Genomic DNA, 13,667 nt, shown 5'->3' on the forward strand with positions numbered 1-13,667 from the left:
TAGGTGCGCAGGTCAGGCGGTTGCTGGGGCGTCTCTGCGGTCCGTTGCCGCGCCATCGGGCAGGGCGGAGCGGATCACGAGCGGACCGCGACGTCCCAGCGCCCACACGGCGAGCGCGAAGCAGCAGAGTGCCGTACCCGTGATCGTGACCGCTGCCCAGCCACCCACGGACCAGAGCGTGGTCGCGACGGCGGAGCCGACAGCCGCGCCGATGAAGTTGCTGACGGCCAGCGCAGTGTTGAGCCGGCTGCGGGCTTCGTGGGAGAGGGCGAACAGCCGCGCCCGATTGAGGAGGGCCTGCGTCTGGAGAGCGACGTCGATCATGACGATCACGGTGATGAGAAGGACGACGGACCGACCGGCGAACACCGCGACGACGAAGGCACACAGGGCCAGCAGCCAGGCCGCACCGGTAGCCGGCAACGACCAGCCGCGGTCGTGCAGACGACCGCCGCGCAGGCCGGAGAGGACACCAGCGAGCCCAGCCAACCCGAACAACCCGATCACCGGCGCCGGGTACCGGAACGGTGGGCCGCTGAGCAGGAACGTCAGCGCCGTCCAGAACAGCGAGAACGCGGCGAAGCCGGTGGCGGCCAGGACCAGCGTCCATCGAGCCGCTCGCTCGCGCATGACCACCGCGCCGACCGAGGCGAGAAGCTGTGGGTACGGCATGCGCGTCCGCGGTGCCAGCGGCGGAATCGCGCGGTAGAGCAGGACCGCGAGCAGCACGGCGACGGCTGCGGCGAGGACGCAGATCGCACGCCACCCCGCGGCCTCGGCGACGAACCCGCTGATGGTGCGGGAGGCCAGGATCCCGGTGAGCGTCCCGGATCCGACGGTGCCGACCACCCGGCCGCGGTCGGCAGCACCGGCAAGATCACCGGCGAGCGGGGTGAGGACCTGTCCGGAAATCGTCGTCACGCCGAGCAGGCCGAGTGCGAGCAGGAGTACGCCCATCGACGGCGCCAGCGCGCACAGCAACAGTGCGGCCGCCGAGGCCAACAGCATCAACGGGACGAACCGACGACGGTCGAGGACATCGCCGAGCGGCACGAGCAGCAGCACGCCGACGGCGTACCCGACCTGCGTCGCGGTGACGAGCCAGCCGGCCGTCGCGGTCGCGGTATGCAGATCGCCTGCGATGAAGCCCAGCAGCGGCTGCGCCCAGTACAGGTTGCCGATGGCCACTCCCGCCGCCACCGCGAACAGGAACGTCAGTCGTCGGCTCATCTGCGACGGCGCTGCCATGCGGCTACTCCCGTCCCGGTCAGCCAGATGTCGGCGGCGGGTGCGACCCTCAGAACTCTGCCTCAAGCAATACGTCGCCCCCGAGGTCTGTGAAGCCCTCACCCCGTTGTAAAAGCATCATCCGGTGGCGCGGCCATAGACGACCAGAGCCCAGGAGAGGCAGCCGAAGGCGGCCGTGCTGGCCAGCGCGCGGACGATGTTCCAGGTGACCCAGCTCGATTCGAAGTGCGCGCGTACGGCTGCGAGATCAGCGATATGGCCGGGATCGCCGGCTGACGCCAGCTTGTCGTTGAGCGGGACGTTGACGGCGGTGGTGATGACGAACATCGCCAGGTACAGGGTGAGCCCGACGATGATCCACGGCAGCGCCGGGCGGCCGTCTCCGCGCCAGGCCAGGAGAGCCGAGAGTGCGGCGAACACCAGTGCGCCCAGGAAGCTCAGCATGAACCAGCCGTTGACGATGGACACGTTGATCCGCTGCATCGTGTCGACGAACGTCTGGTCGTTGGCCGTTCTGAGTGCGGGCATGACCGCGTAGGCGAAGGCGGCGAACAGTCCTGCCATGAGTCCGCTGGTGATGGTGGCGGCGATCAGTGACACCTGCTGCGCAACTCTCATGATGTCTGTCCTTTGTCCCAGACGCCGGTGGCGGCGGTGTCGGTGGCGTAGTCGGCGAAGTCGCGGGGCGGTCGACCCAGGGCGCGCTGGACCCCGTCGCCCAGATGGGAGTTGCGCCCGTCCAGCACGGTCGTGAACAGGTACATCAGCAGCTCCACGACCCCGGGCGGTGTGCCCTCTGCGGTGAGCGCCGCCGCGTAGTCGTCGGGGGGCACCTGAACGAAATCAATGCGGCGGCCCGTCGCTGTGGAGATCTCGCCGATCGCCTCAGCGAAGGTGAGCAGGCGGGGACCGGTCAGCTCGTAGACCTGTCCCGCGTGCCCGTCCTCGGTCAAGGCCGCCACGGCCACCTCGGCGATGTCGTCGACGTCCACGAACGGCTCGGGCACGTTCCCCACCGGCAGGACGACCTCGCCGCCCAGCAACGGCTCCAGCAGATAGTCCTCGCTGAAATTCTGGCTGAACCAGCTGGACCGCAGGATCGTCCACTCGACCCCGGCCGACTGGACGAGTCTCTCGCTGGCCCCTGCCTCGTCCTCACCGCGACCGGACAGCAGCACCAGCCGCGAGACCCCGGACGCCACCGCAAGCTCAGCGAACGCCCCGACCGTCTCGGGCGCGCCCGGCACCGCCAGGTCCGGGTAGTAGGACACATACACCGATCCGACCCCCTGAAGCACCGGCGCCCAGGTCGTCCGGTCCGTCCAGTCGAACGGCTCGGCAGCGGAGCGGGAACCAGCCCGAACAGGCACTCCGCTCCCCTGCAGCCGCTCGACGATGCGGCGGCCGGTCTTGCCGGTTCCGCCGAGTACCAGGACCGTCTTCCGCTCTCGTTCCTTCGTCATAGGGATCATTGAAATGCAGCGGCGTGAGACTGTGGATAGCCAAAGCTCGCGACTCTGTGTGTAATCGTCTACGTGGACGCAGTCGCCAGTCTCCTCAACGGACCCCGAGCCCAGGGCGCGTTCCTCCTCCGCTCGGTCCTGACCCCGCCCTGGTCGATGCGGATCGAGGACCAGGCGCCACTCACCCTGGTTGCCATGGTCCAGGGGCACGCCTGGGTCCTCGCCGACGAGACTGCCGCCGTACGCCTCGGTCCCGGCGACCTGGCGATCATTCGCGGCCCCGACCCGTACACGGTCGCCGACGACCCGACCACGGCGCCGCAGGTCATCATCCATCCGGGCCAGCTCTGCACGACCCCGGACGGGCAGGAACTGCCCGAGATGATGGAGCTGGGCGTACGCACCTGGGGCAACAGCCCGGACGGCCCGACAATGCTGCTCACCGGCACCTACACGATGCGGGGCGAGGTCAGCCAGCGGCTCCTGAGCGCACTGCCACCGCTGCTGGTGGTCGCGGGCCACTCCTGGGACTCCCCGTTGGTCCCGCTGCTGGCCGCCGAGATCGTCAAGGACGACCCGGGGCAGGAAGCGGTCCTCGACCGGTTGCTCGACCTGCTGCTCATCGCCGCGCTGCGCGAGTGGTTCGCCCGACCTGCGGCCAAAGCCCCCGGCTGGTACAGAGCGCACAGTGATCCGGTCGTCGGCCGGGCTCTGCAGATGCTCCACAACAACCCGGCCCAACCCTGGACCGTCGCCTCGCTGGCCGCCAGGACCGGGGTCTCCCGGGCGGCGCTGGCCCGCCGCTTCACCGCCCTCGTCGGCGAACCGCCCATGTCGTACCTCACCGAGTGGCGGCTGGCCCTGGCAGCCGACCTGCTCCGTGAGCCAGGAGCCACAGTCGGCGCCGTCGCCCGGCACGTCGGCTACGGCAGTTCCTTCGCCCTGAGCACGGCCTTCAAACGCATCCGCGGTGTCAGCCCGCGGGAACACCGACTGGCTGCCGGACAGTAGCGGGCACCGGCATCGAGACGGCGCTGCCAGTCGGATGTTGAGTCGGTAACCGGGCGCGGTTGATCCGTCGCAGGTCGGGTAGCTGAACATCATGCGACTACCAACCCTGGTCAAGACCGCAGCGGCGGTCACCGTGACGGCCGCCGCAGGAGCGACGGTCACCGACGCTTCCTCGCGCTGGTACCAGCGGCTCCGCAAGCCGACCTGGCAACCCCCACCCGTGGCGTTCCCGCTGGCATGGACGCCGCTCTACGCGCTGATCGCAGTGGCCGGCGCCCGTGTGCTGGACCGCACCAGCGAAGCCGACCGCGCCGCGTTCACCCGCGCCTACGCACTCAACCTGGCCCTCAACTTCGGGTGGAGCGCGCTGTTCTTCAAGGCCCAGAAGCCTGCCGTCGCGCTGGCCGAAATCGCCGCGCTCAACGCCTCCAACTTCGTGCTGCTTCGCCGCGCCTCGCAAACCGACCGCGTTGCGGCCGTCGCACTGGCCCCGTACGCCGCGTGGACGCTCTTCGCCACCGCCCTCAACGGAACCATCGTCCGTCTCAACACCAACAGGTGAGGCCGTGGTTAGCAGATCCCTCAACATCGCGGGATGGCATCGAGTTGCCGAACGGTTTCGGCGGGACTATCAGAGTCCGCCGGCGGCCCACTCAGCTAGCCGGCGCGTCATCGATTCCAGCCGCTGTCGGAACCCGTCGCGCAGCTGCTGCTCCTGCGCTGCGTGTACACCCGCCGGAACATCTGCCCAGAACTCCTGAGTCAGACGGCATGAGTCAGGGTTGAGCGCCTCGATGGTGAGTGCGCTCCAGCTAGGACACCAGGAGGTAAGGCTACGGGTAACTGCGCGACGGCCGGGATCAAGCTCAGTCACCTCATGCAGGACACCCATTCGGCCGCCTGGGGTCCGCTCTACGAAAGCCTGGATTTCGCCGACTCGCTCCCGACCTGGGAGAGCCACGGCTACCTCCGCCTCAAAGAGCTTGAGAGAAGATGCCGGGTCCCACATGAACGAAAAGGCCGCTTCCGCGCTCCGTGGTAGGTCAACGGCGGCCGTCTCTCGTACCTGAACGGGCCTGGTTGTCACTCTGACCATGCGTAGGCGTGTGCGCATGCCGCATCGTCTCAGGTGTTCGTGAGAGGCGGGGGGCGGAGGCTGGCGGCTAGGGCTGACTCCGCAGTTCCCGCCCTCTGGAGCTGCCGGTACGCGCGGTGTTGTCGCGCAGGGGGCCCTCGCGCCCGGCCCGGACCTGATTGGCCCAGCCTTGAGCATGCCCTGGTACGTCCCGGGCGATCTGCGCGACCGGCTTCCCCGCCTCCTCGACGATTCGGACCGGCCCCTCACGGAACTCCGGTCGTACTTCTTGCGCTTCTGAGGTTGTCGGTCCTGATTGTCGACGTCGCTAGCCTCAGGAGCGAACCTCGGCAGATTGAAGACGGAGGGGGCCGTGGCGTTGCGGTTCGAGCATCGCGACACCGACATCGACATGAGCCTCGTCGACCGCGTGTGGCGCACCCGCTCTGACGCGGAGGAGACGATGACGTCCGCAGCACGCACCTGCTGGCATCTGATCCTCTCGCGGGCGCAGGGACGCCTACTCGCCAGCCTGCGCGGGCCGGAAACGAGGGCGACTACGGCACCGGTCCCGCCGGGCACCGAGTTCCTCGGGGTCCGGTTCGCATTCGGCGCGGTTCTTCGGCCGCATCCTGCAGCCTCGATCGTCGATGGGTACGTGCCGTTCCCAGTGACGGAATCGGGCAGGATCGTCATCGGCGGCGAAAGCTGGGAGGCGCCGACGTTCGAGAACGTCGAACATTTCGTCCGGCGATTGCAGGACGCGGGCCTGCTGGTGCGATCGCAACTCGGGGACGAGGAGCAAATCGCCGAGCATCCCAAAGCCAGCCCGACCGAGCGAACCCTGCAGCGTCGCTACCGGGCGATCATCGGACTGTCGCAAACCGCCGTTAGGCAGATCGACCGCGCGAACGCCGCAGCCACGATGCTGCGCGGCGGCCTTGACTGGCGCGCAGTCGTCGAGACGTTGGGGTACTTCGACCAAGCCCACCTCGCGCATGCGCTGCGTCGCTACGTCGGGTGCACCGCACGCGAGCTGCAGGCGGACCACTTTGCCGCGATGTCGTTCCTGTACAAGACGCACCCCGGGCCCGGCAGCTAGCGTCCGTCTGCCAACCAGCCCTGGCCGGCTGTCCGCAACCAGAACTTGAAGGAAAACCGTGCTACTCAGCGTCAACATCTTCGTCAGTCTCGACGGCGTCATGCAAGGACCCGGAAATCCCGACGAGGACCGCTCCGGCGGCTTCGACCGCGGCGGGTGGCTCGTTCCGCACGCCTCGACGCACACCAACGAAGTCGTCGAGAGCTGGTTCCGTGAGGCCGACGCGTTCCTCTTCGGCCGCACCAGCTTCGGCCTGCTCGGCGGGTACTGGCCGAAGGTCACCGAACCTGACAACCTGATTGCCGCCAAGCTCAACACGCTGCCAAAGTATGTCGTCAGCTCTACGCTGACCGACGATGAAGCCGATTGGAACCCGACGACGGTCCTACGCGGTGACCCTGCCGACGAGGTACGCCGCCTCAAGGAGCTTCCCGGCAAGGAGCTCCAGGTTCACGGAAGCTGGAAACTCGTGCAGACGCTGCACCAGGCAGGACTCGTCGATGTCTACCGGCTACTCCAATACCCGGTCATCGTCGGCACGGGAAAGCGCCTGTTCCCGGACGGATCGACGCCCGCGACGTTCGCAACCGTCGAAGAGACCTCGCGCGTACTGCCCGGCGGCGTCGTCTCGCTGACCCTCAACCCCACGAGCCTCGGCGCGATCTCCGCAGGCGCGTACACGGTCGACGAAGGGCGCTCGGCGACGGTCCTCGACTGACAACGGTGCCCGACCGGCTTCGAGGTGGCGCGGGAACGGTTGCTGGTTGCCGCACTCAACAGCACCGACTGAGAGGCCGTTCAAGCCTGCTTGAGCCGAGAGTTGTTCGCCTTGAGGATCTCGTCCGCCAGGGCCGGGGAGGACCTGACGACCGCTCGCGAGACGACGAGCGCGCCGACCATCTGGCTAAACAGAGCAATGGCCTGCTCGCGGGCCTGTTCGACATCCAGGTGAGTGCCGGACTGACTGGCGTTCTCAAGCACCATCTCTGTGATGACACTGAAGAAGCCCTCGAGCCCGTGCTGGTACTCGGATTGGGCCGCGACGCCTTCACGTCCGACATCCGTGACCAACGCGGCGGACGCGCAGCCGATTTCGGGATGGTCACGGTGCTCGACGGCCAGGTACTGGTCGAAGATGTGATCCAGGGCCGCCCGGGCCGAGCCGGGATGTTCTTCGCGGATGCCGGCCAGATCGCCGAGGGAGCTGCCGAAGCCCTGCCGGATGACTTCCAGGGCGAGCTCATCCTTGGAGCCGAAGTGATTGTAGAAGCCGCCGTGCGTCATCTCGGCGGCCTTCATCAGCTCGGCGATGCCGATCCCGTTGACGCCGTGGGTCCGGAAACCCCGACCTGCGGCCTCGATGATCTTGTCGTGGTTGAGCTTCTTCCGCTCCGGCGTGAGGCGGGGCACGTGAGTCTCCTTCCCGGGCGGGTGGCGCACCCGAGCCACTGCTGAACAGGGCCGACGCCACCCGAACCTTCGATGATACCCATCATCAATGATGCCCGTCACGTCGGCACCCACCTTGACAGTTAACGATGTCAACCATCATTATTCCTTTGATGACGGTCGTCATCGTAAGAGGCCTCAAGGGGTCTGCAACGGACAGAGGTTGGGTATGGACGTGGGAACGATCGGGGCGGGTACGGTCGCGCAGGCCATTGCCAGCCACCTCGTGGCTGCGGGCCACCGCGTGATGCTGAGCAACAGCCGCGGGCCGGCGTCGCTGAACGAGGTCGTGGCCGGATTAGGGCCGCTGGCCAGCGCCGGCACGGTCGCCCAAGCCGCGGCAGCCGACATGGTGTTCCTCGCCGTCCGGTGGAGCGATGTACCGACTGCGCTGGCCGGTGTGCCCGCCTGGAAAGGGCGCATCCTGGTGGACGCCACCAATCACATCGTAGGTCAGACGCCCGCCGACCTCGCCGATCTCGGCGACGAGACCAGCAGCGAGATTGTCGCCCGCCACGCCCCCGGCGCGCGGGTGGTGAAGGCCTTCAGCACCTTGTATGGGCAGTACATCGCGGCTGATCCCCAGCACGCCGAGGGCCGTCAGCTCCTCTTCTGCGCCGGAGATGACACCGAGGCGAAAACGCTCGTCCAGCAGACGTTCGAAGCCGTCGGCTTCGCGCCGGTAGACGCGGGGCCGTTGCGCGAAGGCGGCCGCCTCATGCAGGTCGGAACGGGTCCGCTCTCTGCTCTGCACGCTCTCAAACAGGACTGACCCCCAACGTCCGACAGGAGTATCCATTGAAGGCACTGGCCTATGAGAAGGCCCACCCGCTCGAAGAGTTCGCCCTGAAGCTCACGGATACGGACGAACCGCAGATGCGTGAGAGCGATCTGCTGATCGAGGTTCGGGCCGTGGGCGTCAACCCGGGCGAGGCGTCCGTCCGAAAGCTGCGCAGTGCACCCCCGGGTGGGCGGGTCATCCTCGGCTGGGAGTTCGCCGGAGTGGTAGCCAGGACAGGATCGGCGACGCAGGGATTCGCCGTCGGAGACCGCGTCATGGGGACCGGAGACGTCACCCGGGACGGCTGCTGGGCCGAACGCCTGGCCGTTGACCACCGGGTCGTCGCCCGGATTCCGGATCAGCTCTCCTTCGCCGATGCCGCTTCCTTGCCGATCGGCGGCCTCACCGCCTCCGAAGCCTTGTTCCGGGCCCAGGACGGCCTGCCCACTGGGGTCGAGAACGTCCTGGTGGTAGGCGGCGCCGGAGGCGTGGGTTCGCTGGCGACGCAACTGCTCAAGAGCAAGACCTCCGCCCTGGTGCTCAGCACGGCTTCCCGGCCTGACTCCCGCGAGTGGTGCACGGCCATGGGGGCCGACCTGGTGCTCGACCACACAGCGGACGTCGCCGGCCAGCTGCGGAACGCGGGCGTCGACCGGATCGATCTGGTGCTCTCCACCAAGGGAACCGCCGCCAACATCGGCTGGATCGCCGACGTCCTGCGGCCGTTCGGCCATATGGCAACCACTGACCTCACCGGCACCACCGACATCGAGCCCCTGATCCAAAAATCCGTTTCCCTGCACGTGGAGATGGTTTTCAGCCGTGTCATCGCCGGCCACGACCTCCACCGCCAAGGTCAGATTCTTGCCGATCTGGCGGGCCACGTACGTCCCATCGTGACGACGCAGCTGCACGGTCTCACTGCGGATTCCATGCGGGAGGCTCACCGGCTGGCCGAAAGCGGACGCACCATCGGCAAAACCGTCATCAGCGTCTGAACACCGACCGAACTACAGAAAAGGAATGGACACATGGAAAAGCTGCTCGTCACTGGAGCCACGGGAAACCTCGGCCGCCTGACCCTGCAACTCCTCCTTGAACGCCTGCCCGCCGAGCAACTGGCCGGACTTTCCCGCAACCCCGACCGGGCAGCCGATCTGACTGAGCGTGGTGTGGACATCCGCCAGGGCGACTACTTCGACTATGCCTCGCTCGTACGGGCCTTCGACGGCGTGGACAAGCTCCTGCTCGTCTCGGCGGTGGCCTTCACCGATCGAAACACCCAGCACTACAACGCCATCACGGCCGCGAAGCAGGCCGGTGTTAAGCATGTGATCTACACGGCGATCCAGCGCGACGAGGACCTCGGCATCAATCAGGTGGGCGTCACCGAGTCCGACGTCTTTACGGAGCAGACCCTGCGTGCTTCCGGACTGACCTACACCATCCTGCGTAACCCGATCTACCTCGACTATCTGGAGCAATACCTCGCGGCCGACGTGTACGAGAAGGGCCTGCGAGTTCCCCCCGGCGAGGGCACTATGGCGCCCGCGCTGCTGCGCGACCTCGCAGCAGGCAACGTGGCCGTGCTCACCCAGGCCGGCCACGAGAACAAGACCTACACGCTCAACGGCAGCCAAGCGGCGTCGTACCGGGACATCGCCGCCACATTGAGCGAGATCCACGGCCAGCCGGTCCCCTACCTGCCCGTCCCGGTTGAAGAATTCCTCGAAAGTTACCTCCAGAAGGACGTTCCCGGCCCGGTCGCCGAGTTCCTGACGGCCTGGGTCGCAGGTGTCGGCCTCGGATCGTTCAGCAAGCACACCGACGATCTGGAGCGGCTGATCGGGTACCGGCCCACCGGCTACCGCGAATTCCTCGAGAAGAACTACCCCGCGGTTGGTCCGGGAACGACGAATGAGTCAGCGCGCAGCGCATGATCGCCCAGACCAGCCCGGAGCCTCGCAAGCCGTCCGGTAGTGGGCGGCGCTCTCCCAGACGGCGGAGTTGAGTAACGCGCCGGCTCTACCGGTGCCGGCCTGGAACCGCGCAGGGACGAACCTCGGCGCCGACCTGAACCGACGCAGGACATCACCCCGGTAGGCAACCCGATCCTCACTCTGGTCCGGGGCTCCGTCACCCTCAGAAACCGGTCCGATGACGGAAAGACCCTCGCACACTTCCGCTGCGCTGCGGCCCTGTGGAACACCGTCCGCTGTGGACGATCTGTGTCATACCGATGTACTACCCTCCCCGCGAACTGTGGACGAGGAGGCTTTATGCGCAGGTTCGTCATGCCGGACGAGGACGCCTGGCACATGCCGAAGGATTGGTCGGGCCGTGTCCATCCGCGGCGAGGTGGCCGGTGGCGGCCAGCAATTGCCGATCCGGCGGGCGCCGAGCAGCGGCTTCGGGACCTCCTCGCGACGGACAAGGCCGCGAAGCAACGCGCCAGCGTGCTGGGCCGCAACGCCGTCTTCGACACGGCGCTGCTTGCCGCCGGTGAGCGGCATCTGCGGACACTAGATGACGACCCGATCGCCGCCGCGGTGGCGGCACTGCTGATCGTCTATCGCAATGTGCCCGCCGACGGGCAGGGTTTGGTGGACGGGTGGGTGGCCCGGGCCGGGCTGCTGTTCGCGGTCCGGGCCGTCGTGGCGGCGAACCAGATCTGCCACACCGGTGAGCTCTGGACCCGCGCCTCCGAGGGCGACACCTACGAGCAGGGGTGGCGCGGCGATGACCTCGGCGCCACGTACGCGGTGGCCCGGGCGGTCCGGCGTCACCTCGCGGTCGCGTCGGACCGGGATTACAGGGAGGCGGAATCCGTCCTGGCCGAGCATCGGAGCTTCCCGGCCGGCCGCATCTTGGCCTCCTACCTGATGCCGACCCGGCAGGACTGGGTGGACGAGGACTGCGCGGCGGCAGCGGCCTGGTTCGACGAGTCCGGCCGGGAGGAGTGGATCCAGGCCGACCACCGCACGATGTCCGGGATCCTGTTGCTGGCCGCGAGCCGCACCGAGCATCTCGAGCAACTGCGCGGCGCGATCCGCCCCACGCTGCTCGGCTTCGAGGAACCCGGGGACGCCCTCACGGTGCTGGACGGTGTGGGACCGGCCGCCGTCACCTTTCTGGCTGGCGAATTCTATCTGGAACTGCTCTACCTGCACGAATGGAACGGCCTGAACCAGCCGACACGGCTCAACCCGGATGCGGCCCGGTTCGTCGCCGGCACACCCAGCGACGACGCGATGCGGATCCTGGTCCGCGACCACCTGGACGAGAAGCCGTGGCGGCCGGGGAACCTGCTCAAGTCGGGCGTGCTGACCCGCTACCCGCTGCGGGTTCTGCGTGTCCTCGCCGAGCGCGACGACGCGGTGTCGCGTGACCTGTTCGGCGCGATGGTGCTCACCGAGCCACGTTGGATCCCGCACCTGGCCGGGCCGGGCCGCGCCCGGGCCGGGGAGATCGTCGCGAACGGCGGGGCCGGGCTCGGCGCCGGGTGGGCGACGATGCTGGACCAGCAGGACTACTACCGTGGCATCGACGGCGCGGACAATGTGAGACGGGCCGTGGCCGCGCTGGCCGCGATCCCGACCGAAGAGGCGTTCGGGCTCGTCGTGGACCGGGTCGAGCGCCAATACTTCCGGCCGGCGTTGCTGGCGGCGGCCAAGCGCGATCCCGGGACGGCGCTGCGGGCACTGCTCACCAGCGCCACCGAGCCACTCGTCATCGAGTTGCTGCGCGACCACGTTCTCGCGTACCCCCAGTCGGTGGCGACCCTCGACGACGACGGGCGGGCCCGCGTCCAGGCGATCGCCGGTCTGCCTTCCCCCGGCCCGCGGGGCGTGGTGCCGCCGGTTCTGGCCGGCGTGCTGCCGCAGGAACCGGACCTGCCGGAATGGCTGATCCCCGCCAAGCTTGCCGAGGTCACCGTCCGCGACACCGGCGAGAGACTGGCCCCGGAGGCGGTCCACCGGCTGTGTGTGCTGCTCGCCCTCTCCACGATCACCGAGCCGCGACCGGAGCTCATTGCCGCCCGTGACATCTGCGAGCCACGACAGCTGGGCGCTTTCGCCTGGGCCGTCCTCGAGCAGTGGCGGGCGGCCGAATATTCGCCGAAGAGCGGCATCGCGCTGGTGTCCATCGCCGCGCTCGGTGACGACACCACCGTCGCCGACCTGGTGGCCGTACTCCCGCAATGGTCGTCCGCCAGCGCCCGGATCCGCGCCGCGATGGACGTGCTCGCCGCGATCGGCACCGACTTCGCCCTGACCCAGCTGCATCGGCTCAGCCGCAGAGCGTCAACCGCCGGTCTGCGCGAGCACGCCTCCCAACGACTCGCCGGCACAGCCGCCGCCCGCGGCCTGAGCCCCGAGCAACTCGCCGACCGGATCGTGCCGGACCTGGGTCTTGACGCCGACGGCCGAACGATCCTGGACTACGGGCCACGCCGTTTCACAGTGGATCTCGACGAGCAGTTGCAACCGTGGATCGCGGCCTCAGACGGACGCCGGTTGTCCCGGCTGCCGCGCCCTGCGGCCACCGACGATCCGGTGCTGGCGCCAGCGGCGTACGCGCGGTTCGCCGACCTGAAGAAGGAGGTCAAGCAGATCGGCGGCGACCGGATCCGGGCCATCGAGGACGCCATGGTCACCGGGCGCCGGTGGAGTGCGGCCGAGTTCCGCGCCCTGTTCCTGGATCACCCGCTGATGTGGCAGCTCACCCACCGGCTGGTGTGGGCGGCGACCGGCGAACACGGCACCGTCAGCTTCCGGGTCGCCGAGGACCGGACGTTCGCCGACCTGCACGACCAGGCATGGCAGCTCGATGACACGGCCACCGTCGCCGTGCCGCACCCGTGGCACCTCGGTGACGACAGGGCCGCCTGGTCGGAGATCTTCGCCGACTACGCCATCATCCAGCCGTTCCCCCAACTGGGCCGCGAGCTGGCAACACCGGGCGAGGTAGACCTGGCTACCTTCGCCGGCATGAAGGTCGACGCACGGAAACTGTTCGTGCTCACCTCGAAGGGCTGGCGCTTCGGCGACGACCACACCTCGGTCCTGCGCGACTGGCCGCAGACAGTCAAGATCACGTATACGCCTCGATATAACTGGCATGACCCGGACCAACCCAAGACCCTGACTGGCGTACGCGGGTGCGATGGCCTGGGCCCCGTCGCGTTCTGCGAGGTGGTGCGAGACCTGGGCTATTTGACGAGCTGATCCGCGGCTCGGGGGCGCGGCAACGACCCCCGAACCCACCGCCGCCTCACTGCTGTGACGATCGCGGCTCGTCCGGGCCGGACGGCGGCCAAGATGTTCGAACGGGGCAGTTGCACCGGAGCCTCCGTGGGCGCCATGAGCGCGGCGGCGACGCCACGCACTCGGGCAAGTGCCTGCTGCGCGGAACTCTCACGAAATAGCCGCACCATCCGGCCGGTCCGAGCGAAGTACGGGTGGTGGATCCCGCAGCCACCACCCGTACCCGATCGGAAAGGGCTCGAAGACAAGGTTCACCCATTCGACCGCAATG

General features: G+C 68.2%; 12 protein-coding genes. 8 read left to right on the forward strand and 4 right to left on the reverse strand.

Annotation, left to right across the window (positions count from 1 at the left end; genetic code table 11):
- Positions 1-12 precede the first annotated feature (12 nt).
- From KBX46_RS06285 to KBX46_RS06295, 3 genes are all read right to left on the reverse strand, one after another.
- Positions 13-1,248 carry an MFS transporter gene (locus KBX46_RS06285; protein WP_247667090.1) on the reverse strand — a complete coding sequence of 412 codons (1,236 nt, stop codon included), beginning with the start codon at positions 1,246-1,248 and terminating at the stop codon, positions 13-15.
- A gap of 117 nt (positions 1,249-1,365) precedes the next feature.
- Positions 1,366-1,866, reverse strand: a complete 501-nt coding sequence (locus KBX46_RS06290) for a DUF1772 domain-containing protein (RefSeq protein WP_210791545.1) — start codon at positions 1,864-1,866, stop codon at positions 1,366-1,368.
- A complete protein-coding gene (locus KBX46_RS06295) occupies positions 1,863-2,711 on the reverse strand; it encodes an NAD(P)H-binding protein (RefSeq protein ID WP_210791547.1) in 849 nt (282 codons plus the stop codon). The genes KBX46_RS06290 and KBX46_RS06295 overlap by 4 nt, the downstream gene beginning before the upstream one ends.
- 72 nt (positions 2,712-2,783) lie before the next feature.
- On the opposite strand from KBX46_RS06295, the gene KBX46_RS06300 reads away from it, so the two are divergent.
- From KBX46_RS06300 to KBX46_RS06315, 4 genes are all read left to right on the forward strand, one after another.
- Positions 2,784-3,722 carry an AraC family transcriptional regulator gene (locus KBX46_RS06300; RefSeq protein ID WP_210791549.1) on the forward strand — a complete coding sequence of 313 codons (939 nt, stop codon included), beginning with the start codon at positions 2,784-2,786 and terminating at the stop codon, positions 3,720-3,722.
- Positions 3,723-3,813: 91 nt separating this feature from the next.
- Positions 3,814-4,284, forward strand: a complete 471-nt coding sequence (locus KBX46_RS06305) for a TspO/MBR family protein (RefSeq protein WP_088950673.1) — start codon at positions 3,814-3,816, stop codon at positions 4,282-4,284.
- An 886-nt stretch (positions 4,285-5,170) separates the two neighbouring features.
- Positions 5,171-5,899 (forward strand): helix-turn-helix domain-containing protein, encoded by a 729-nt coding sequence (locus KBX46_RS06310; protein ID WP_210791551.1) that lies wholly within the window; start codon positions 5,171-5,173, stop codon positions 5,897-5,899.
- Between the two features lie 58 nt (positions 5,900-5,957).
- Complete coding sequence (locus KBX46_RS06315) at positions 5,958-6,617, forward strand: dihydrofolate reductase family protein (RefSeq protein ID WP_210791553.1); 660 nt, start codon at positions 5,958-5,960, stop codon at positions 6,615-6,617.
- A gap of 80 nt (positions 6,618-6,697) precedes the next feature.
- Here KBX46_RS06315 and KBX46_RS06320 read toward each other — a convergent pair whose 3' ends face one another.
- Positions 6,698-7,309 carry a TetR/AcrR family transcriptional regulator gene (locus tag KBX46_RS06320; RefSeq protein ID WP_210791555.1) on the reverse strand — a complete coding sequence of 204 codons (612 nt, stop codon included), beginning with the start codon at positions 7,307-7,309 and terminating at the stop codon, positions 6,698-6,700.
- Positions 7,310-7,517: 208 nt separating this feature from the next.
- On the opposite strand from KBX46_RS06320, the gene KBX46_RS06325 reads away from it, so the two are divergent.
- The 4 genes from KBX46_RS06325 (at position 7,518) to KBX46_RS06340 (ending at position 13,357) form a co-directional block, all read left to right on the forward strand.
- Complete coding sequence (locus KBX46_RS06325) at positions 7,518-8,120, forward strand: NADPH-dependent F420 reductase (RefSeq protein ID WP_141911792.1); 603 nt, start codon at positions 7,518-7,520, stop codon at positions 8,118-8,120.
- Between the two features lie 26 nt (positions 8,121-8,146).
- A complete protein-coding gene (locus KBX46_RS06330; protein ID WP_210791557.1) occupies positions 8,147-9,127 on the forward strand; it encodes an alcohol dehydrogenase catalytic domain-containing protein in 981 nt (326 codons plus the stop codon).
- 33 nt (positions 9,128-9,160) lie between these two features.
- Positions 9,161-10,069, forward strand: a complete 909-nt coding sequence (locus KBX46_RS06335; RefSeq protein ID WP_210791559.1) for an NAD(P)H-binding protein — start codon at positions 9,161-9,163, stop codon at positions 10,067-10,069.
- A 339-nt stretch (positions 10,070-10,408) separates the two neighbouring features.
- A complete protein-coding gene (locus KBX46_RS06340; RefSeq protein ID WP_210791561.1) occupies positions 10,409-13,357 on the forward strand; it encodes a DUF4132 domain-containing protein in 2,949 nt (982 codons plus the stop codon).
- Positions 13,358-13,667: the final 310 nt, after the last annotated feature.

This window comes from Micromonospora sp. C81 (genome assembly GCF_018070425.1).
Classification (GTDB): domain Bacteria; phylum Actinomycetota; class Actinomycetes; order Mycobacteriales; family Micromonosporaceae; genus Micromonospora; species Micromonospora zamorensis.